General features: G+C 37.3%; 19 protein-coding genes, 15 tRNA genes and 5 pseudogenes. 7 read left to right on the top strand and 32 right to left on the bottom strand.

Translation table 11 applies throughout. The annotated features are described in order from the left end of the window. Positions 1 to 6: 6 nt before the first annotated feature. Positions 7 to 474, bottom strand: coding sequence for a YqhR family membrane protein (locus JCM19034_RS06260; RefSeq protein WP_062048174.1), 468 nt, complete (start codon positions 472 to 474; stop codon positions 7 to 9). A 199-nt stretch (positions 475 to 673) separates the two neighbouring features. On the opposite strand from JCM19034_RS06260, the gene JCM19034_RS06255 reads away from it, so the two are divergent. Then, a complete protein-coding gene (locus JCM19034_RS06255) occupies positions 674 to 1,057 on the top strand; it encodes a hypothetical protein (RefSeq protein WP_062048172.1) in 384 nt (127 codons plus the stop codon). A gap of 114 nt (positions 1,058 to 1,171) precedes the next feature. Here JCM19034_RS06255 and JCM19034_RS06250 read toward each other — a convergent pair whose 3' ends face one another. The 4 genes and pseudogenes from JCM19034_RS06250 to JCM19034_RS06235 all read right to left on the bottom strand — a co-directional run bounded on the left by JCM19034_RS06250 (position 1,172) and on the right by JCM19034_RS06235 (position 6,642). After that, positions 1,172 to 2,068, bottom strand: a complete 897-nt coding sequence (locus JCM19034_RS06250) for a patatin-like phospholipase family protein (protein WP_062048171.1) — start codon at positions 2,066 to 2,068, stop codon at positions 1,172 to 1,174. Between the two features lie 147 nt (positions 2,069 to 2,215). Continuing rightward, positions 2,216 to 2,633, bottom strand: a pseudogene (gene mntR / locus JCM19034_RS06245) (transcriptional regulator MntR). 138 nt (positions 2,634 to 2,771) lie between these two features. After that, entirely contained in the window at positions 2,772 to 3,797 is a 1,026-nt protein-coding gene (gene splB, locus JCM19034_RS06240; protein ID WP_062048169.1) for a spore photoproduct lyase, read from the bottom strand. Between the two features lie 287 nt (positions 3,798 to 4,084). After that, positions 4,085 to 6,642 (bottom strand): annotated as a pseudogene (locus JCM19034_RS06235) (vitamin B12-dependent ribonucleotide reductase). Between the two features lie 381 nt (positions 6,643 to 7,023). Between JCM19034_RS06235 and dat the strand changes: the two are divergent. Next, positions 7,024 to 7,853 (top strand): annotated as a pseudogene (dat, locus tag JCM19034_RS06230) (D-amino-acid transaminase). Positions 7,854 to 7,960: 107 nt separating this feature from the next. Here dat and JCM19034_RS24660 read toward each other — a convergent pair. Then, positions 7,961 to 8,793 (bottom strand): annotated as a pseudogene (locus JCM19034_RS24660) (biotin/lipoate A/B protein ligase family protein). A gap of 213 nt (positions 8,794 to 9,006) precedes the next feature. On the opposite strand from JCM19034_RS24660, the pseudogene JCM19034_RS06220 reads away from it, so the two are divergent. After that, a pseudogene (locus JCM19034_RS06220) lies at positions 9,007 to 9,392 on the top strand (rhodanese-like domain-containing protein). An 86-nt stretch (positions 9,393 to 9,478) separates the two neighbouring features. Here the strand turns inward: JCM19034_RS06220 and JCM19034_RS06215 are convergent. Further along, positions 9,479 to 10,495 carry an LCP family protein gene (locus JCM19034_RS06215; RefSeq protein ID WP_062048167.1) on the bottom strand — a complete coding sequence of 339 codons (1,017 nt, stop codon included), beginning with the start codon at positions 10,493 to 10,495 and terminating at the stop codon, positions 9,479 to 9,481. A 256-nt stretch (positions 10,496 to 10,751) separates the two neighbouring features. On the opposite strand from JCM19034_RS06215, the gene JCM19034_RS06210 reads away from it, so the two are divergent. Further along, positions 10,752 to 12,419 carry a DEAD/DEAH box helicase gene (locus tag JCM19034_RS06210; protein WP_062048166.1) on the top strand — a complete coding sequence of 556 codons (1,668 nt, stop codon included), beginning with the start codon at positions 10,752 to 10,754 and terminating at the stop codon, positions 12,417 to 12,419. Further along, positions 12,397 to 13,191, top strand: a complete 795-nt coding sequence (locus JCM19034_RS06205) for a YqhG family protein (protein WP_062048165.1) — start codon at positions 12,397 to 12,399, stop codon at positions 13,189 to 13,191. The genes JCM19034_RS06210 and JCM19034_RS06205 overlap by 23 nt, the downstream gene beginning before the upstream one ends. Positions 13,192 to 13,273: 82 nt before the next feature. Here the strand turns inward: JCM19034_RS06205 and JCM19034_RS06200 are convergent, their stop codons facing one another. Continuing rightward, positions 13,274 to 13,459, bottom strand: coding sequence for a DUF2759 domain-containing protein (locus JCM19034_RS06200; protein WP_062048163.1), 186 nt, complete (start codon positions 13,457 to 13,459; stop codon positions 13,274 to 13,276). Between the two features lie 224 nt (positions 13,460 to 13,683). Here JCM19034_RS06200 and JCM19034_RS06195 point away from each other — a divergent pair, with 224 nt between their 5' ends. After that, positions 13,684 to 14,319 carry an MBL fold metallo-hydrolase gene (locus tag JCM19034_RS06195; protein ID WP_062048162.1) on the top strand — a complete coding sequence of 212 codons (636 nt, stop codon included), beginning with the start codon at positions 13,684 to 13,686 and terminating at the stop codon, positions 14,317 to 14,319. An 80-nt stretch (positions 14,320 to 14,399) separates the two neighbouring features. Here JCM19034_RS06195 and JCM19034_RS06190 read toward each other — a convergent pair whose 3' ends face one another. From JCM19034_RS06190 to comGC, 9 genes are all read right to left on the bottom strand, one after another. After that, positions 14,400 to 14,642, bottom strand: coding sequence for a DUF2626 domain-containing protein (locus JCM19034_RS06190; protein ID WP_062048161.1), 243 nt, complete (start codon positions 14,640 to 14,642; stop codon positions 14,400 to 14,402). A gap of 182 nt (positions 14,643 to 14,824) precedes the next feature. Then, entirely contained in the window at positions 14,825 to 14,980 is a 156-nt protein-coding gene (locus tag JCM19034_RS21625; RefSeq protein ID WP_156323903.1) for a YqzE family protein, read from the bottom strand. 89 nt (positions 14,981 to 15,069) lie between these two features. Continuing rightward, positions 15,070 to 15,576: a shikimate kinase gene (locus JCM19034_RS06185; protein WP_370621829.1), complete on the bottom strand. Its 507-nt coding sequence runs from the start codon at positions 15,574 to 15,576 to the stop codon at positions 15,070 to 15,072. Further along, entirely contained in the window at positions 15,566 to 15,955 is a 390-nt protein-coding gene (gene comGG, locus JCM19034_RS06180) for a competence type IV pilus minor pilin ComGG (RefSeq protein ID WP_062048158.1), read from the bottom strand. The genes JCM19034_RS06185 and comGG overlap by 11 nt, the downstream gene beginning before the upstream one ends. Beyond that, positions 15,948 to 16,118 (bottom strand): ComGF family competence protein, encoded by a 171-nt coding sequence (locus JCM19034_RS20880; RefSeq protein ID WP_231686868.1) that lies wholly within the window; start codon positions 16,116 to 16,118, stop codon positions 15,948 to 15,950. Before JCM19034_RS20880 ends, comGG begins: the two co-directional genes overlap by 8 nt. A gap of 40 nt (positions 16,119 to 16,158) precedes the next feature. Beyond that, positions 16,159 to 16,392, bottom strand: coding sequence for a prepilin-type N-terminal cleavage/methylation domain-containing protein (locus JCM19034_RS06175; protein WP_062048157.1), 234 nt, complete (start codon positions 16,390 to 16,392; stop codon positions 16,159 to 16,161). Next, on the bottom strand, positions 16,376 to 16,663 hold the full coding sequence (locus JCM19034_RS06170; protein WP_062048155.1) for a hypothetical protein: 288 nt from the start codon (positions 16,661 to 16,663) through the stop codon (positions 16,376 to 16,378). Before JCM19034_RS06170 ends, JCM19034_RS06175 begins: the two co-directional genes overlap by 17 nt. Positions 16,664 to 16,685: 22 nt before the next feature. Continuing rightward, positions 16,686 to 17,120, bottom strand: coding sequence for a competence type IV pilus minor pilin ComGD (comGD, locus tag JCM19034_RS06165; protein WP_062048153.1), 435 nt, complete (start codon positions 17,118 to 17,120; stop codon positions 16,686 to 16,688). Further along, entirely contained in the window at positions 17,120 to 17,434 is a 315-nt protein-coding gene (comGC, locus tag JCM19034_RS06160; protein WP_370621828.1) for a competence type IV pilus major pilin ComGC, read from the bottom strand. The genes comGD and comGC overlap by 1 nt, the downstream gene beginning before the upstream one ends. A 164-nt stretch (positions 17,435 to 17,598) precedes the next feature. On the opposite strand from comGC, the gene yidD reads away from it, so the two are divergent. Continuing rightward, the gene (yidD, locus tag JCM19034_RS06155) at positions 17,599 to 17,826 is read left to right on the top strand and encodes a membrane protein insertion efficiency factor YidD (protein ID WP_062048149.1); all 228 of its coding nucleotides are present in this window, start codon (positions 17,599 to 17,601) and stop codon (positions 17,824 to 17,826) included. A 171-nt stretch (positions 17,827 to 17,997) separates the two neighbouring features. Here yidD and JCM19034_RS06150 read toward each other — a convergent pair. From JCM19034_RS06150 to JCM19034_RS06080, 15 genes are all read right to left on the bottom strand, one after another. Next, positions 17,998 to 18,079, bottom strand: a tRNA-Leu gene (locus JCM19034_RS06150). A gap of 19 nt (positions 18,080 to 18,098) precedes the next feature. Then, positions 18,099 to 18,172, bottom strand: a tRNA-Lys gene (locus JCM19034_RS06145). A gap of 13 nt (positions 18,173 to 18,185) precedes the next feature. Next, positions 18,186 to 18,260 (bottom strand) — tRNA-Glu (locus tag JCM19034_RS06140). 12 nt (positions 18,261 to 18,272) lie between these two features. Continuing rightward, positions 18,273 to 18,362 (bottom strand) — tRNA-Ser (locus tag JCM19034_RS06135). A 4-nt stretch (positions 18,363 to 18,366) separates the two neighbouring features. Beyond that, a tRNA-Asn gene (locus JCM19034_RS06130) sits at positions 18,367 to 18,438 on the bottom strand. Positions 18,439 to 18,442: 4 nt separating this feature from the next. Then, positions 18,443 to 18,516, bottom strand: a tRNA-Ile gene (locus JCM19034_RS06125). A gap of 11 nt (positions 18,517 to 18,527) precedes the next feature. Continuing rightward, a tRNA-Gly gene (locus tag JCM19034_RS06120) sits at positions 18,528 to 18,598 on the bottom strand. 53 nt (positions 18,599 to 18,651) lie between these two features. Further along, positions 18,652 to 18,723 (bottom strand) — tRNA-Gly (locus JCM19034_RS06115). A 3-nt stretch (positions 18,724 to 18,726) separates the two neighbouring features. Further along, positions 18,727 to 18,801 (bottom strand) — tRNA-Gln (locus JCM19034_RS06110). Between the two features lie 5 nt (positions 18,802 to 18,806). Continuing rightward, positions 18,807 to 18,882: transfer RNA gene (locus JCM19034_RS06105), tRNA-His, on the bottom strand. A gap of 6 nt (positions 18,883 to 18,888) precedes the next feature. Then, positions 18,889 to 18,973, bottom strand: a tRNA-Tyr gene (locus JCM19034_RS06100). A gap of 16 nt (positions 18,974 to 18,989) precedes the next feature. Further along, positions 18,990 to 19,066, bottom strand: a tRNA-Asp gene (locus JCM19034_RS06095). Between the two features lie 8 nt (positions 19,067 to 19,074). Continuing rightward, positions 19,075 to 19,148, bottom strand: a tRNA-Met gene (locus JCM19034_RS06090). A gap of 100 nt (positions 19,149 to 19,248) precedes the next feature. After that, positions 19,249 to 19,341, bottom strand: a tRNA-Ser gene (locus JCM19034_RS06085). A 26-nt stretch (positions 19,342 to 19,367) separates the two neighbouring features. Beyond that, a tRNA-Ala gene (locus JCM19034_RS06080) sits at positions 19,368 to 19,443 on the bottom strand. Between the last annotated feature and the right edge of the window lie 12 nt (positions 19,444 to 19,455).

Below are 19,455 nucleotides of genomic sequence, written 5' to 3'. Positions count from 1 at the left end.
CTTGTCTTATTTTAGTTTTTCTTCTACATATTGAAACGATATAGAATAACCGATAAACGTACCATATAGAACATATAAACAAACCGACGTAATAATTGTATTAAGGTCAAGGTTCGGAACCGACTTTAATCCCGGGAAAATAGGATTGAGTAAAAAGAAAACAATCCCCCATAATACTAAGCCATACGCTACCCCAGCCCACATACTATTAACCTTCTGCAATAGAAGCTTATAAAGATAGGCTACTCCGATCGATATAACGGAGATAACACCAATACCAACTAACTGCCCAATATACGTATCTTTCCAATCACCTAAAACAAACGGCATGAGTGCTAAAGCTGGCCCTACACGAATAAACTTAAAATAAAAGGCAAAATACCCTACTAGGGACCAAATTAAACCACCGAAAAAACCAATTAAAGCCACCTTAGCTGCATATGACATTTGTTGATCAACTACTTGTTTTTCCATGTACAGCACCTCCGGTTAATAGTATGTCCCAAATATGTTAGTTCACATTCTATAATGATTAAACTTCATTTGATTCGGGTATATTGTCAACTAGATGTTCATATTGCAAAAAAGAGGATTATCAGAGTAAGATATAGAATAAAGAGATTACGTTTACAACGTTAAATCATACATTATTATCCGTTTGGAGGTGGATGAAATGAATTCCATAATGAAATTTGTGCTACCTGTAGTCTTAGTCTTTGCGGTTATTGGACTTCTTTTTAATCCGATCGCCTTACTTCAACAATTATTATGGATCGTTGTAATCGTTGGGCTAATTTTTCTCGTTTATCGATTCGTTATGTCTAAACGTTATGGAATACCACTTTTTCCGAAAAGAACGGGGCCAACTAGAAGTCAAATTCGTAAAGCGAAAAAGACTAGTAGACATCATAATCGACCAACAAAACGAAATACGAATATTCAACCAATTAATACAAAATCAAAAACTGAATCACTCATTCGTAAAAAACGAACAGATCATAATTTCAAGGTTATTGAGGGAAAGAAAAACAAGAAAAAAAATCGTGCTCTCTTTTAGAGAAAAAACAGACCCAATTTACTTAATGTATCTTAATGTATGTACGATTTCATTAAAAAAGCCTACTATGAGTTGATTCGCTCATAGTAGGTGGAAATGTTATAATTTTTAGATTCAATAACTCCAATCACGTAAAAACTCTTCTGTCTCCTTCCGACCTAATGTAATCAGTTCTTTTTTTTGCTCCTCTGTTAATTCGAAGTCCGTTGCTTTAATATCTAATACGGGAATAAATACAATATTTTTAGCATGCTCTTCATCAATATAGCGTAAGTCATGTGCATTACTCATTGTCTCAAATAGCGCTCGATACATATCAATTGCATTCTTCATTTTATTCCTAGGAAGTTCACTTATTTTCGGTGTTAATTGAAAACCGATAACCGGTTTGCGATACATCTTTAATTTTCCATTCCGAAATAACCAAATCGGAAAGTTGCTTAATATTCCTCCATCGACAATATAGGAAGGTTTTCGGCTACTACCTCGGCTATACAATTTCACTGGTTCAAAAAAGAACGGAATACTGCAACTCATCCGAACCGCTCTCGCTACTGAAAATTTCTCCGGAATGACCCCATATTGCATTAAATCATCAGGCAAAACGAGCATTCTCCCTCTAGTTAAATCTGACGCTACCACTTTCAAAGAGTTTGGTGGTAAATCAGCAAATGTCCTTATCCCTTTTTTCTCTAAAGCTTTTTTTAACCATTTTTCTAAGGCATCGCCGCGGTAAAGCCCAAACTTAAAATATAAATGAATCCACTTTGCAATCGGAAATGGTAATAATGAAATCCGTTCATCTTTAAATGACTCCACATCTAATTCATCTAACAAGACATGTAAATCTTCACTTGTGTATCCAGCCTTTACAAGTGCTGCAATGATTGAACCAGCACTAGTCCCTGCAACACGATCAAATGCAAATCCCTTTTCCTCCATTACCCGTAATGCTCCGATGAACGAAAAGGCTTTAACACCGCCTCCAGCAAAAACACCATCTACCTTCACCTTCACATCGCCTCCTAATAAAGACTATGTTCGATTTTAGATAAATGGTGCTTGATTCGTATAATAAATTTCATTTTAAAATAAAAAAGGTGTTAGCAGGTCATGCAATCACCTTATTTAAAGAAAAAAATCTAAAGTATTATTACCTTACTGATTTTGACGCTGAATCACTTTTAATTCATCTAAACGTTTTTGATCTTCTTCAAAATATTGAACGAGATCTCCAATGCGATCAATTGCTTCCCAACTCAAATGGTGTTCAATACCTTCAACGTTTTGGTAAATGAATTCATCATCTACACCAATGATGCGCATGAAATTTTCTAAGAGCTCGTGGCGATATACGAGACGCTTACCAACTTTCCTGCCTTTATTGGTTAACACTAACCCACGATATCGTTCATAAATTAAGTAATCACTTTTTATCTAATTTTTGTACCATTTTTGTTACAGACGAAGGATGAACCTCCAATGCCTCTGCAATATCGGACACTCGTGCGTACCCTTTATCTTCAATTAATATATATATTCTTTCTAAATAATCTTCCATACTAGGTGTTGGCATTGTGTCCCCTCCAATTTTCTATGCAATGTTCACACCGTTAGCACACGCAACATTCAAGTAAATAAATGCAAACATCATTGCAGTATAACACTCTTATTTTACACAAATAAGTGAAGTAGGACAATGGATAGTGATGAATTAAGTAAAATACTCTACTTTTGCTTTTGGGAAAAAACGTTGGACATACATTTCAAGTGTCTCTTTTAACTCTTGTGCATTTTCATTTTTATAAACATATTTCCCACGACCGTATCGGCCCCATTTATATTTACGTTCCTCTTCATTCATTTCTAATGTTGTTTTAGGGTAACGTTTTTTAATGACGTTTTTGGCTGTTTTTGTGAATCGATGCTGGATGAGTTCAAACGTTAAATCCTTCGTAGCATAGGGAGGTAAGATGGCTTCGAGTCGTTCAAATAAATCTAAATAACCTTCCTTCCAATTCTCATGTAAAATAAGTGGAGCAATAATAAAACCTAATGGATAGTCTGCTTTAGCCACTTTACTTGCCGCTTCAATTCTTTCTAAAAATGAAGAAGTTCCAGGCTCATATTTTTTTATGACAAAATCAGAATTAACACTAAATCGAAAGCGTGTTTTCCCATTATGATTAGCATCTAATAAGTGATCAACATGATGGTATTTAGTTACAAAACGAAGCAGACCATGATCCGTTTGGCCAATATGTTCAATCGTTTTCTTTAACGTATGAGTTAAATGATCAATGCCTACGATGTCCGATGTACACGCTGCTTCAAAACGCGTGATCTCTGGTGCACGTTCTTTTATATATTGATCTGCTGCGTCAAAAATCTCATCAATATTTACATACGTACGAATATATGGTTTACTTCCTAGAGTAGTTTGTAAATAACAATAGTGACAATGTCCCATACAACCAGTTGCAAGTGGAATGGCGTATTCTGCAGAGGGCTTAGACGTATCAAACTTTAACGTTTTTCTTACTCCAATGACTAATGTTGATTTAGCGTTTCGATATTGCTGTAATTCATTTTTTCCAGGGATATTACGTACTTGGTTATGAGAGGTTGTCTCACGTATTTCAAGGCCTTGCTTTTTAAATTTCTCCAATAATTGCCTTCCCAATGGATATTCAAGTGCACGTGGCTCAATATAAATGAGCTGTGGCTGAAATGGCTTCATAACATGTTCCTCTTTTCTTTTTTATTTGTAGTTTGGTCCTATCCGCTCCTTTCAGCCATTACAAATACTGGGAAAATTATTATTCTTTCTCCAAAAAGTGTACCGAGGCGATACCGCTATGGCGAATATGCGTACACCTCCTAAGGAACCCTCCTGAACTTCACAAAAAATTACGTGTTCTAGTTCCTTTTAGGCAATAAAAAACACCTCTACAGACAATAATCATGTCCACAGAGGTATTTCTTCATATTATTTAAAATATCGTATCTTCAGGCTATTATCGTTTATTACAAACCACACTTCAATTGTGCACCACAGCTTGTACACGTATTACATCCACCAATATCTTCTACTTGTCCTTCACGACATACAGGGCACGTGTTCCCAACCTCTGATCCATATGTGACATTCGTTGAACGAACATCATTAATCGTGTTAACAAGAACAACTTTATTCTCCTGCTCCGTGTTTTCTTCTACAGCATCATCATCAAACGTATTTTCTTCCGCTTTTAACGAAAGGACTTGGGTGTCACGGCTTCCATCAACATAAACAGTACCGCCTTTTGCCCCACCACTATATAGCCGCTCATAAACAGCTTGAACTTGCTCTACCGTATAGCCACGTGGTGCATTTACTGTTTTTGATAAAGAGCTATCAACCAACGTTGGATGACACATTGTACATCAGCATGTGCCTCAGGAGGTAATTCCATCGTTGATACAAACCATTCAGGTAAATTGTTTGGATCTACATCCGGATTCATCTGTAAATACTCTTCGACAATTCCTGCTTTTACCTCAATGAATTTCCCAAGCCGTCCACTTCGGAAATAAGAGAAAGAAAAGTATGGCTCAAGTCCAGTTGATACTCCGACCATCGTTCCTGTGCTTCCTGTAGGAGCTACGGTTAATAAGTGCGAGTTTCGAATTCCATACTCTAACACACCTTGACGAATATCCTCTGGCATTTCCTTCATATAGCCAGTATCAATAAACGCTTGGCGAAGCTGCTTCGTCTCTTTATCGTTTTCCCCTACTAAAAACGGAAAGCTTCCTTTTTCTTTTGCAAGTTCGATACTAGTGCGATAAGCTGTCGTTGCGATCGTTTCAAAAATTTGATCAATAAGTTTATTTCCTTCTTCCGAACCGTAAACCGTCTCACAATAAATGAGTAGATCATGAAGTCCCATGACACCAAGGCCAACACGACGCTCTCCTTTTGCTTGCTTCGTATTTTCTTTGAGAAAATATGGGGTCGCATCAATGACATTATCTTGCATGCGTACACCAACTTCAACTGTTTCCTTAAGCTTTGCAAAATCAACTTCTTTTGTATTTTTGTTTGCCATCTCAGCTAAATTAATAGCAGCTAAATTACAAACCGAATACGGTGCTAATGGTTGTTCTCCACATGGATTAGTCGCAACAACTTTCTGACCATAAGCTTTCGCATTTGTTTTATCGTTAGCATTATCAATAAAGAAGATTCCAGGCTCTGCACTATACGTCGCACAAATATTAATTAGCTTCCAAAGCTCCTTTGCTCGGATTATACGGTACGTACGAACTCGATAACCAAGCTCTTCCCACTCACGAACATCACCAATTTCATGCCATTTTTCATTATAAGCTTTCATCTCTTCTTCTGTATAATTTTCTACATCAGGGAATCGTAATGTATACTCTTCATCATTTTCTACCGCTGACATAAATTCCTTCGTTAAGCAAACAGATATATTAGCACCTGTTAAAAATTCAGAATTATTTACACTATACGTTCCGCCAGTGTGCAGCTTCTCTTCTGCTTCTTTAATCACTTTAGGATCAAAGCCACCTTGTCCATCAATTGCCTTAAAGTTTACGATGCCTTGATACATCGCTTCTTCAACTTCTGACAATGGTGTGAACTTCAATTTATCTTTTACGAGCTTTTGAATTTGTATATCATCTGTATTTTCTAATAGAAAACGTAATATGCGTGGATTTTGCATTTTTGAAATAATAAATTCCATAATATCTGGGTGCCAATCAGAAAGCATAATCATTTGGGCACCTCGACGAGAACCACCTTGCTCTACTAAATGCGTTAACTTAGCAATATCATCGAGCCAAGATACAGAACCAGATGATTTTCCATTTACTCCACGAGCTAACGTATTACGTGGGCGTAGCGTTGAGCCATTTGTTCCAACACCACCACCTCGACTCATAATTTCCATAACTTGCTTTCGATGCTCTGAAATCCCTTCACGAGAATCCTTTACATATGGCATTACATAACAATTAAAATATGTAACATCTGTTTCTGCACCAGCACCATATAGAACACGTCCAGCAGGGATAAAGTTCAATGATACTAATTGTTTATAAAATCGTTCAAAGGACTCCTGCTGTTTTTCCTCTGTTATTTCTACTGAAGCTAGTCCAGTCGCATTACGTTTGGCAATTTGCTCATAATAAATTTCTAATGGTTTCTCAATCGTATCAAGCGAACGGTATACAATGCCCGATTCCGCTTCTTCCCCTTCTAATACGCCACGAAACTCTTCGTCCACTAACACCTTCGCTTGATTATCAGCACGATTTACCTCAAGGACAAAACCATATCCTCTAGCAGGAAACTTTGGATCGTCCTTTACGGTTAAGACAACGAAGTCTCCATCCTTTAATGTCTTTTTTTCCGTATCCTTAAATGTATAACGATCGAGCATAACTAGACGAGAAACACCCTTCTTCGTCATCGTCATGTCTTCCGTAATCGGATGTACTTGCGGGAACAACTCAATATCTTTATTCAAGCGCTCTATATCAAGACGCATCACATTTGACATCGTCATAGCCATTCAATTTTCCTCTCCTTCATCATCAAAAATGATCCTTTTTAAATTCTTCGGTTAGCTTACCACAACTTACCTAGTTTAATCAATATATTGTGTTCATATTTCTAAACAATACACCATATATAGTTATATGGAACAACCCAGCATCTGTTTGTCAACTTTAAAAAAGCAAAGAAATTCGAGAACTAGATAGTTTTCGAGCCATATTATAAGGAAAATAAAGAAATTTGCACTATTTTATTTGTTGCATGTAAATAAAATCAGTCGATCCCAGTCCTGTTACTACTTACAGGCATCACTACTTTAAAATTGACAAAAAAAACTTTTTTTGTTCTTATTAATGGTGAAGCTCTTATAATCTAGTAAGTATGTAAATCACTACGTTTGGAGGTATACAATGGATTATATACTCTTGCAAGATTCTATCGTAAAAAAGCAGAAGCAAGTATCCCACTTGATGATCGTGGTTATTATTTCGGCGATGGAATTTATGAAGTTATTCGAATTTACAACACCGAACCTTTCGCTCTAGACGAGCATCTGAATCGTTTAAAAGAAAGTGCCAAAAAGCTTGATTTGCCTCTACCTAAAAGTCTCGAGAAAATAAAAGAAAGTATGCTAGCACTTATTGAGAAAAATAAACTAGTAAACGGTAGCTTATACATACAAATAACTAGGGGCTGTGAACCAAGAAATCATCTCTATTCAAGAGAAACAACACCTGTAATGACCGCTTTTTGCCAACCACTACCTAAAACGATAAACGAACATGCCACAGTATGGTTAGAACCAGATATACGTTGGTTACGGTGTGACATAAAAACCATTAACCTATTAGGTAACGTGCTAGCTAAGCGGAATGCGGCTGATCATCATTGTGATGAAGCAATCCTCCATCGCGATACAATTTTAACAGAAGGATCGTCTTCGAACATTTTTTAGTTAATAACGAGGTTCTTTATACACACCCAGCAACAAATCATATCTTAAATGGCATTACACGTCAAATTGTTATTCAAATAGCGAAAGATAATGGTTTTAAAGTAATTGAAGAACCATTTCCTTATGAGGTCTTAGAACATACTGATGAAGCCTTTTTAACAAGCACAATGGTCGAAATTTTACCTATTACAGAAGTAAAAGGGGACATGAACATAAGACTACCAATCGGACCTGTCACAAAAAAATTACAGCAATTATTTCAATGCTACTAAATATACAGAGTGTGCAAAAGAAATAAAGACCTTTGCACACTCTATTTCAATAATCGTGTAAGAATAACTGCTAGATTCACTTTGGAAAAAGCACGATCAACCGTAACTTATTTTCGGTAATTCCACTCATCGAGCTCATATCGTTCAGAAGCGATTTTCTGTACATAGGCATTTTCCTCTGCCGTTAGCGTATAAGGTTCAAGCTGAATGTCTAATCCCCTTTCGAATCCTATTTTAAAGGCTTCCTTTGCCTCCTCTAAAGAAATAGGTGTCTCTTTAAGAGCATTTATCGCTACAGCTTTCTTTTTAAAATTTCGTTGCATTCTTTCACGCACTCTATCGCTTGAGTAGAGAAAAAGGTCAAATAGCTTATCCTCATCTATATCTAAAATAATCGAGCCATGTTGTAAAATAACTCCTTTTTGTCGTGTTTGGGCACTACCTGCTACTTTTCGTCCTTCAACAACTAGTTCGTACCACGAAGGAGCATCAAAACAAACAGCAGAGCGTGGATTTTTAACGCTAGCTTTTCCTCATCGGTACGTGGAATCGCAAAATAAGCATCAAGCCCGACATACTTAAATCCTTCTAATATCCCAGCTGAGATGACACGATACGCCTCTGTCACTGACTCTGGCATAGCAGGGTGCTCTTCAGATACGATTACACTATACGTTAATTCTTGATCGTGTAAAACACCGCGTCCACCAGTAGGTCTACGAACAAACCCTAATCCGTATTCCTTAACCTTGGCCATATTAATTTCTTTTTTCACCTTTTGAAAATAACCGACTGACAATGTTGCTGGATTCCAGCCGTAAAAACGAATGGTCGGAGGGATGAATCCTTTGCTATGCCATTCTAATAACGCTTCATCTAATGCCATATTATAAGACGGCGGGCAATTACCCGAATCAATGAATCTCCAAGTTTCTTTCATGACACATCTCTTCTTTCCTTATATAAACTGCTTCAATTCTACCAAAGCTTATTTAAAAAATCTATTTGCCTGACTTATCTAGTACCCTCAAGGATTGCGAAACAGAACATAGGTCGATATAATAGGTACGAGCATGTAACAAGCTATCATAATTTATGGTTGTGTATACGAACTCACTATGAAATCAGCAGACAAAAGGAGTGTCACGTTTTTATGGATCTAATATTATTAATTATCTTACTAATGCTTCTTGGTTTAACCATTTATTTTCGCTTTATTCACACACCTAAATATTTAACTCCATTATCACAGGAAGACTTTATTAAAGGCTATCGCAAAGCCCAATTGATTGATGTTAGAGAGACTCGTGAATATGAAGGCGGCCATATACTTGGTGCGAGAAACATTCCGATGTCACAGCTACGTCAACGCTTAAATGAAATTAGAAAGGACCAACCGTTTATCTATATTGTCAGTCCGGTGCTCGATGCAAACAGGCATCACAAATTTTAAAAAAGAAACACGGCGTCGAAGACTTATACCACCTAAAGGGTGGCTTTAAAAAATGGACTGGAAAAGTTAAAAAGAAACAACGTTAAGGATGTAATCCTAACGTTGTTTCTTTTTTGGATACGAATTGCTGACACTATCTATAGAAGAAATAATTTATACGTTTTTCTTGCATCTAAAAGCTTTGCTCCACTTGCTCTTCTTCAGGTTGAAAATCGTCTGTTGTTCCAAAAGATGAATCTTGCTCCTCACCTAAAAATTTGGCGATTGCTTGACGATTTTGCTCAAAGTCAGGCTCCAACACAGCTCCTGCATGGCTATAATAATTGTCTACATACGTATCATCCAATGGTATACGTAATGTTTCAATTTCATCAGGTGGATTCAAAACGAAATCTGATAATAGCCCTAATATTTCACGATTACGTAGATTCGTTTTAATATAAGGTTGCACCGTACCAACAACGCTAGGTAAGTTCGTAATTCCTTCAAAACTAAAAATTTCATCCTTTAATGCAGTTAACACTTGCTGTTGTCTACGAACTCGTCCAAAATCTCCTTCCTCATCGGCACGGAATCTCGCATAGCCTAGCAATTCCTTTCCGTTCAAGGTTTGATGACCTTGTTCTAACTCAACACCAATTTTCTCGGACATATCTCGTTCTACATCAATTTCAATTCCATTTGGTGCAAGGGCATCAACTGCTGCTTCAAATCCAGTAAAATCGACAAGAGCATAATAATGAAGATCAATTCCGAAATTATGACCTAATGTCTCTCGCAAAAGCTCGGCACCACCTAAAAAATATGCCGTATTCACTTTATAATTTCGATAACCAGGTATCTCAACATAAATATCACGCATAATTGAAATTAGTTTTGCTGTATTTTCTTTAGGGTCAAACTGTGCAACCATTATCGTATCTGTTCTGGCTGGTGCATTTGGGTCTGATTCATCAATTCCTAATAATAGAATATTGACTTTGCCTAATTCATTAGGAACTGCTCCATTAAACTCTTCTGGCTCTTTCTCTTCCGTAATACCTAACTCTGCTTCACTTGCTTTCATACTTCGGTAATATTCGACATAAATATAGCCTGCCACACAAAGAAAAATAAGCATTAACAAAATAAATATTCGTAACACCCATTTTTTCCTTTTTTTCGACCTATGAACTTCTCTCCTCTTCATTACATTCCGTCCTTCTTTAATTTTACATTTATTATTTTAATCATTTTCTTATCATATCATATTTCGACGCAATTTATATAGAAATTCCTAATTACAAAGTTATTACAAATCACTTATAACATTTCGACAATCGTGCATACTATCAATATACATTTATATTTATTAAGAGTTTGTAAAACGATGTAATAGTATTTTTCAAATAGGCTGCTTCTTAATCGTTTATAAATTCTGATGCAACAAGAAAGGATGATCGTTGATGAATATCGATATTCATTTTGATCAAAATTGGAATGAAGGTTTTCTTGATCGAATTGATCAGGATGGCCCATGGGCTAATTGGGAGCTTTTTAAACTAGCCTATGAAGCAGAAGAAAATCAGATTATCCCAGAGTTTCATGGTTTAGTTGCTCCTAATCATTTACCAAACCTTTCCCTTTATGCTCACCAAATTGAAGTAGCAAATCGTGTAGTGGAAGAAATGAATGGGAAGGCTATTTTAGCTGATGAAGTTGGTTTAGGAAAAACGATAGAAGCAGGACTTATATTAAAGGAATATTTAATACGTGGACTTGTCAAAAAAGCTCTTATTTTAGCACCGGCTTCACTCGTTTCTCAATGGGCAATAGAATTAAACTCAAAATTCCAAATCCCTGCAGTAGCCCAAAAAAAAGCATACGTTTGGGAGCAATGTGACATTGTAGTTGCTTCAATCGATACAGCCAAACGCCAACCGCACTACGATATTGTCATGAATCAGCCGTACGATCTTGTCATAATAGATGAAGCACACAAATTAAAAAATCCTAAAACGAAAAACTATGAATTTGTTAAACGTTTAAAGAAAAAATTCTGCTTACTATTAACTGCTACACCTGTACAAAATAAATTAGAAGAGATCTTTAATCTTGTATCATTGTTGAAACCAGGGCATCTAGGTGCTAGCTCTTCGTTTGAAAAAGAATTTCGTTCTTCTAAACGTTCACCGCGAAATGAAGAAAAATTAAAAGAGCTTGTGAATAAGGTAATGGTTCGAAATCGCCGAGAAGAAACCGGAATTGAATGGACGAAACGCATCGTCAAAACGATTGATATAGAGTTTAGCCCTTCTGAACGAGCATTCTATAACCGTATCGAACAGCTAGCAGGCGAGGTTAATCATTTTGGTTTATTGACACTAAAACGAGAAATATGCAGCAGTCGTGAAGCTGCCTTTATGACGTTAAAAAACATCGTCGAGCGTGCTAAAGAGAACGGGAAAGAAGCTGTATTAGCTAAAACACTTTTAGAAGATATAGGTCAAGTAGAAGGACATGCTAAAGCCGAGAAGGCGCTAGAACTAATCCAATCGATCGATGGGAAAGTGATCATTTTCACTGAGTATCGTGCCACTCAGCTTTATTTACAATGGTACTTAAAACAAAATGGTATTTCTTCAGTCCCGTTTCGCGGTGGATTTAAGCGTGGAAAAAAAGATTGGATGAAGCAGCTCTTTCAGCAACACGCGAAAGTTCTTATTGCAACTGAAGCTGGCGGAGAGGGAATTAACTTACAATTTTGTAGTCATATGATTAACTATGACCTCCCTTGGAATCCTATGCGGATTGAGCAAAGGATTGGTCGAATCCATCGACTAGGTCAACAGGAGGATGTACACATTTATAACTTTGCAGTTAAAGACACAGTAGAACAACATATCTTAAAGTTGTTGTACGAGAAAATTCATTTATTTGAAGCAGTTATTGGCGAATTAGACGCTATTTTAACAAAGATTGAATTAACAAATGTCGAAGAACACGTTCAAGATATTCTTTTAACATCTGAAAATGAAGGTGAGATGCGGATTAAATTCGATCATTTAGCTGCGATTATGAAAGAAGCAAACGGAGAAGAAGGTGATATTGATGCAACAGTCTCAAGTTCATAATTTTTTAGAGCGATTCTTCCAAGCAAATGATAGTGAATTAATAGAAAACCGGACAGGCTTCATGACTGTCCAACTTTCTATTGGCCTTGATAAACGTTTAATGAATCGCCCTTTTTATTGGCACTATCTAGAAAAGACTGGTGCAGTTCCACAACCAATGAAAATCACTTTTATTACTGATTCAAAGGAAGCACCAGACGATATAAAAGGGGAACCAGTTTATTTTGGTTCACCAAGACTTAAACAAATCTTTCAAGCAACTCAAGAATTAGGAGCATTTATTCGATTATACGAACATACTGAGACGTCTGAGGCACAATCGCAATCATTACATCCTTGGTTATGTGTTAACGCGAAAGTTTCCTTTCAATGTGACCGTAAAAAGGATGTATTTCTATCGCTCGGACTCAATCTTATTCACGGACAAATTGTCCCTCAGTTTTTTCAACAATTAAAGCAAAAATCACTAACACCAACTATTCCAGATTATTGTTTTACATTAACACCACTCATTACACCTCGGAGTGGTCTCATTCGCATTCAAAAAATGATTCAAACGTTTATTGAGAATGAAGATGATCGATGGGCAAAGGAAGCAATCCAAAGATGGGAGAATGATTTAACATTGCTTGAGGCCTTTTATGAGGATTATGACGAGAAGCCTGAAGCCTATGAAATCGAAAGAAAAGCATTAGAAGAGCAATACAAACCGAAAGTTGATGTGTCTATTATCAACGGTGGGATTTTTTACTTAACACAACAAGTATTTTAAGTTGCATTCGTATTACACAAGCTCCTTACATGAAATAAAAAAGTGAGTCAAGAGCACACCCCTGACTCACTTAATTCTCCAATTAGTGTGGAACGCCGCCTCCACCAGTACGGATATATTCTACGATCGTTGCAATTGCAAACCACCCAAAAACAACAAATGAAATTCCTGCAAATCCAACCGCAAAAAAGTTCGCTCTACGCATTTCACGGAAGATAGCTACAGCACATATTAGTGCAATAATTAAAAATGTAATTGATAAAAACAACGGATTTCCCTCCTTATGTAATTCCAAAACGAATCGTACTTATTTTCTATTATAGGAAATATCAAAGCTGTTACCTTTTATATTTTTGACAAATTTAGTACAACTTGATTTTCCTTTTTAGATTACACTTCTTTAAATCATTTTACTCTTATTTTTTACGTTTGTCGAGATGCTATTGTTCATGTATGATAAGATCAACATAAAAATTGGAGGATTGTTATTATATGAAATGGACGCAGATACCTTTAGGACCATTACAAACAAATGCCTATGTTATTCAAAATGACGAACATGAAGCGATTATCATTGACCCTGGTGGCGATGGTCCACAGCTTGTTGAATGGCTCAAACAAGAATCATTGCAACCCCTTGCTATTTTATTAACACATGCTCATTTTGACCATATCGGGGCTGTTGATGATGTTAGGAGAGCATTTTCTTGTCCTACACACATTCACCACCTAGAAGGCCATTGGCTCGGAGATTCTACATTAAATGGCTCCCAACGCTTTATGAGCGATAACCCTATTGTGATTCAAGATGCGGATTTTTTGATTAATTCGGAAAAATCCTTAACCATTCATTCATTTACATTTGAAATCTTAGAAACACCTGGGCATTCTCCTGGCAGTGTCTCGTATTACATGAAGGATGAGTCCATTATTTTTTCAGGAGATGTATTATTTGAACAAAGTATTGGTCGAACTGACTTACCAGGTGGAAACCACGAACAATTATTAAAATCAATCCATACAAAGCTACTTGACTTGCCAGAAGAGACGGTCGTCGCATGTGGCCATGGTAGACCAACGACCATTGGTCAAGAAATGGACCATAATCCTTTCTTATCTGGGTTCTAGACATCCCCCTCTTCCTTCAAAGAAAAAGCGAAGGCAAACGTATAACGTCTGTCTTCGCTTGTCTCTTGTATGTACTAGCATTAATGACCAAAGCTTGGAACTAGTAAAAATGTTGAATACACCGTGAACCCAATAAAGAAAATTGTACAGTAGGCACCGAATATATATATATAGACACGTTCTGATAAATTTAAATAACTTAATGCAACTAAAGCACCTGTTTGTGCAAAAAACAACAATGCCATGTTAAACATATCACCTACAAAAAACAGTACAGAAAAAATCCCTGTCCAAAATGCAAGGACTCGATACATACGATCCATCCTTTATCCCTCCTCCACATATAAGTTACAGTTTCTGTCAAAATGGCAACATACCGATAATGAATACATGATCATTATATACATAGTTCGGTTTCTTGTAAATGCTTCATCATTGTCAAAACTGTGTCATATAAGAAAAAGCTAAATAGTTATTCTAATAAAACACTGAACGAAAACGACTTTTACTTTAATTGTCCAACCTGATCATTTTTTTTCTCTTTTTTTATATACATCGATAAAGCGAATGGTAACATCCCAAACAAATGAGAAGAAAGAGGAGGACGATTGTTTTTTCGTTCCTCTTTCTCCATGCGTCTCACTTCGCTTGGTCGATTCATTTTTCTACTACTTGCTGTGTTAGGTATTTGACATAATCATTGATCGACATGTACATCACCTCTTTTATATTACAAGTAGTATAACCAATTTAGAACTTTTTAAGCCACTTATCGATTATTGAAACAATTTCTTCTATTCCTTTTTTTGTCGTATCAATTGTAAGATCAGCTTCTTCATAAAAGACTTTACGTGAATAAAACAATTCAACAATTTTTTCTTGATCTTGATCTTGTAGTAAAGGCCTAGAGGCATCGTCTTTCAACCGTCTTAGTAACTCCTCGATTTGACATTCCAAATAAATCACTTTACCGCTATCCTTCATCAAATCTCTATTTTCTTTACGACTAACAATTCCACCCCCTGTTGTAACAATCAAATGATTATCCTTAATTTCCTTCAGTGCCTCTGTTTCTAAATTGCGAAAATAAGCCTCTCCTTTTTCAGCAAAAATTTCTTTAACCGTACGACCTTCCCTCTTTTCAATCCATTGATCCGTATCAACTACATTTGCCGCTATTTGTTCCCTTAATGCTGCACCAACTGTCGTTTTACCTGACCCCATAAACCCGATTAAATAAATCATTTTATATTCCACCCATTGAACCCTCCTCATACCTCTCTATCCGTAGTTCATGATAATGAATGTAAATCCACGCACGTCTCATTTCTCCAGAATGAAGCCTAGCAATCATCGTAAACTGTTGCAGATAATCATATTCTGCTCTAAATGCTAGTGTAACCTCCCCTCCCTCATATGAAAAGGTCAAATTTTGTTCTAATTCTCCATCTTGAGCCAATTTTCCTTTCACATCGGAATATGCTAAATGTATTAGTGAATCTAACTTCATTTGTTGGACTTGTCCTTTAAGTAACTGTTTATCTGTTACATATTGTTGAATTTGAAAAAGTGCAATGGCCGTTATCATAAAACAACACATTAACACAATTGGATAAGCATAACCCCGTTCATTCATTTTGCTTTGCACTCTCTTCCATTTGAATCATCGTTCTATCAAATAATCGGCCATTTTGCAACTCAATATGACAACGCATTAGTAAGTCCTCTTGCTCACAAAGAAATGCTTGAACACCTTCCAACATTAGGACGTGCCCTAAACCGTTTACCGTTCTCCTTATTTGTGACTTATTCCATATTTGATATCGTATCTCATCTTGATTACCTTTTTTTTAGCAAAATAGCATTTCCATCTAATTCATACTGCTTCGCCTCTCTCATATCACGGGCTAAATACTGAAAAAAAACGGTCACTTCTTGATCTGAAACAACATCAAATTTAACGTTATTAATTGCTTGTTTCATAATCATTGGGATAAGTGTTACAATCACAAATAAAACGGTAATAACGATAAGCATTTCGAAAAAAGTAAAACCACTATTTCTCTGTGACATAAAAGCAATGCTCATATTCCCTCTCATTAACCGCTTGCCAACTCGCACAAACCCTTATCAATTGTTCGCTCACCTGCTCAACATAATAGGAAACATCACTCCTATCAGCTGTCTCATTTACATCTCCAGTTAACATATAATAATGCATTAAATTCTCTAATTGATAAAGCACTTCTCTTTCTTGACGATTGGCACTATATTCTTGCTGAATGAATGTCATAATAGGAAGTAATACAGTCACAATCACCACGAAACAGCTTAAGGCAAACATGACCTCAACTAACGTGAAACCTTTATTGTTTTGAATATGAAATCATCCCTTTTCCTAAATAAATAGTATACCGATATGTTTGTTCGCCAATAGTAACAAAAAAGTGACCTGAATGAGTCGGATGTCCAGAAGGAGTAAATGATATCGAATATAGGGGAAGCGAGCTTGAACGTGCTTGAAGGTGAGGGATATTTTCTCTTTCTATAATAATATCTGTTACTGAGTATTGAACTCGATAGGAATTCTGACTAAACCTAATATATGTTTGTCTACTTTGAGACATGGCCGTTTGCTGAGCAAATAAAAGATCATCTTTAATTTGTCTAGCTATTACATCTGAATGGAAAGAATTATTGTTCATTGTTGGAAAGATGAGTAGGGGTATCACTACTAGAAGGGAAAGCATTGAAAGCACCATTAACACTTCTACTAACGTAAATCCATTTTTTTGACCCATTATTCAACAGAAACGATTTGTGTTGCTAAATCAAGCGTAAGCTTTGTTTTATTTGGACATTCGATCGTATCAATATACTTTTCTTCAACTAATGTCTCTAAATTACTTAACGTTTGACCCGTTTCTACAAAATATGCATACACTTGTGCTTGTACAAGCTTAACCGTTGCTTCACAGCTAGTTTCTTGAGCAATATCGTTATTTTTAGTAAGATTAGGTACAACCAACAAAAGTAATAATGAAATAATCATTAACACAACTAACATCTCAACTAATGTAAAACCTTGTTGATTTGCCTTTTTCAATGTGATCACCTCTTAAAGTTTTGAAGGAATTTTGAGTGAGGATAAAGAAGGGATATGGGGATTGGTTTGGGGCTTTTAAATACTTCCTCCTTTCTAATTTGATAATACATTATTTGACATCAATCCATTCATTCCTGCAATGATTTTATAAATATTTTATTTAGGAGATTGTAATGAAAAAACTATTAATCTTAATCATTCGCGGGTATCAACGTTTTATTTCACCTTTAAAACCTCCTACATGTCGTTTTTATCCGACGTGTTCACACTACGGATTAGAGGCAATCAAACGCTTTGGTGCCATAAAGGGTACATGGTTAACAATAAAACGCATTAGCAAATGCCATCCTTTTCACCCCGGAGGAATTGACCCTGTGCCTGAAAAGGAAGAAAAAACATAAGTATAATTAGAGAAAATAGTCGTTTCATTTAGATAGATTTTAAAAGTATTTACCGACTACTACAATATCTCAAATTACTTTACTAATCATTAAATCGTTATTTGCCGTGAACGTGTTTGTACACACAAAAAACACAAAGGAATGATTCCTTTGTGTTTTTTGTGTGTTATATGCGGGTGAAGGGAGTCGAACCCCCACGCCCGAAGGCACTAGATCCTAAGTCTAGCGCGTCTGCCAATTCCGCCACACCCGCAAAATATTAAATTCAAAAGATGAGCATGAAGGACTCGAACCTTCGACCCTCTGATTAAAAGTCAGATGCTCTACCAACTGAGCTAATGGCTCACACTTTATTAAAATGGTGACCCGTACGGGATTCGAACCCGTGTTACCGCCGTGAAAGGGCGGTGTCTTAACCGCTTGACCAACGGGCCAATCTAAATAACTGGCGGAGAAGGAGGGATTTGAACCCTCGCGCCGCGTAAACGACCTACACCCTTAGCAGGGGCGCCCTTCAGCCACTTGGGTACTTCTCCATGACTCCACAGGTAGGATTCGAACCTACGACCGATCGGTTAACAGCCGATAGCTCTACCACTGAGCTACTGTGGAAAGATGGGCCTGAGTGGACTCGAACCACCGACCTCACGCTTATCAGGCGTGCGCTCTAACCAGCTGAGCTACAGGCCCACAGTAACAAAAGCGGGTGATGAGAATCGAACTCACGACATCAGCTTGGAAGGCTGAGGTTTTACCACTAAACTACACCCGCATGAGGATTTACTTTTCCCATAATCCCTAACCTTACGATCAAAGATTAGAATAAGCGGAAGACGAGATTCGAACTCGCGACCCCCACCTTGGCAAGGTGGTGTTCTACCACTGAACTACTTCCGCAAATGGCTGGGCTAGCAGGATTCGAACCTACGCATGACGGAATCAAAATCCGTTGCCTTACCGCTTGGCGATAGCCCATTATATGGGGCGGCTGATGGGAATTGAACCCACGAATGTCGGAATCACAATCCGATGCGTTAACCACTTCGCCACAACCGCCAAAAATGGTGGAGGGGGACGGATTCGAACCGCCGAACCCTTAGGGAGCGGATTTACAGTCCGCCGCGTTTAGCCACTTCGCTACCCCTCCATATTATATTAAAAAGTGGCGGTCCGGACGGGACTCGAACCCGCGACCTCCTGCGTGACAGGCAGGCATTCTAACCAACTGAACTACCGGACCTAATGGTATTGCGGGGGATGGATTTGAACCATCGACCTTCGGGTTATGAGCCCGACGAGCTACCAGACTGCTCCACCCCGCGACGTTACATAGTAATAGATGATGTTTTTTATAAGTAGAGGACATCTCCTCTTCTCGTTTATTCAATGACGTTATCATGCGTCAGTGTTACTCGTTGAAAATGGCGGAGGAAGAGGGATTCGAACCCCCGCGCGGTTTAACCCGCCTGTCGGTTTTCAAGACCGATCCCTTCAGCCAGACTTGGGTATTCCTCCGTGTATTAAAACATCAAGCCAAAAATTGGTGGAGCCTAGCGGGATCGAACCGCTGACCTCCTGCGTGCAAAGCAGGCGCTCTCCCAGCTGAGCTAAGGCCCCTTTACTCATTAT

The sequence above is a fragment of the Bacillus sp. JCM 19034 genome (assembly GCF_001310635.1).
GTDB lineage: Bacteria > Bacillota > Bacilli > Bacillales > Bacillaceae_D > Halalkalibacter.
Note: the sequence above shows the minus strand (reverse complement) of the source record. Positions and strands in the feature narration are given on the sequence as shown.

Excerpts from the sequence above, each read along its gene's own strand:
- JCM19034_RS06260 (WP_062048174.1), bottom strand. The coding sequence starts at position 474 with ATGGAAAAACAAGTAGTTGATCAACAAATGTCATATGCAGCTAAGGTG.
- JCM19034_RS06255 (WP_062048172.1), top strand. The coding sequence starts at position 674 with ATGAATTCCATAATGAAATTTGTGCTACCTGTAGTCTTAGTCTTTGCG.
- splB (WP_062048169.1), bottom strand. The coding sequence starts at position 3,797 with ATGAAGCCATTTCAGCCACAGCTCATTTATATTGAGCCACGTGCACTT.
- JCM19034_RS06215 (WP_062048167.1), bottom strand. The coding sequence starts at position 10,495 with ATGAAGAGGAGAGAAGTTCATAGGTCGAAAAAAAGGAAAAAATGGGTG.
- JCM19034_RS06210 (WP_062048166.1), top strand. The coding sequence starts at position 10,752 with ATGAATATCGATATTCATTTTGATCAAAATTGGAATGAAGGTTTTCTT.
- JCM19034_RS06205 (WP_062048165.1), top strand. The coding sequence starts at position 12,397 with ATGCAACAGTCTCAAGTTCATAATTTTTTAGAGCGATTCTTCCAAGCA.
- JCM19034_RS06195 (WP_062048162.1), top strand. The coding sequence starts at position 13,684 with ATGAAATGGACGCAGATACCTTTAGGACCATTACAAACAAATGCCTAT.
- JCM19034_RS06190 (WP_062048161.1), bottom strand. The coding sequence starts at position 14,642 with ATGGATCGTATGTATCGAGTCCTTGCATTTTGGACAGGGATTTTTTCT.
- JCM19034_RS21625 (WP_156323903.1), bottom strand. The coding sequence starts at position 14,980 with ATGAATCGACCAAGCGAAGTGAGACGCATGGAGAAAGAGGAACGAAAA.
- comGG (WP_062048158.1), bottom strand. The coding sequence starts at position 15,955 with ATGAATGAACGGGGTTATGCTTATCCAATTGTGTTAATGTGTTGTTTT.
- JCM19034_RS06175 (WP_062048157.1), bottom strand. The coding sequence starts at position 16,392 with ATGTCACAGAGAAATAGTGGTTTTACTTTTTTCGAAATGCTTATCGTT.
- JCM19034_RS06170 (WP_062048155.1), bottom strand. The coding sequence starts at position 16,663 with ATGTTTGCCTTAAGCTGTTTCGTGGTGATTGTGACTGTATTACTTCCT.
- comGD (WP_062048153.1), bottom strand. The coding sequence starts at position 17,120 with ATGGGTCAAAAAAATGGATTTACGTTAGTAGAAGTGTTAATGGTGCTT.
- yidD (WP_062048149.1), top strand. The coding sequence starts at position 17,599 with ATGAAAAAACTATTAATCTTAATCATTCGCGGGTATCAACGTTTTATT.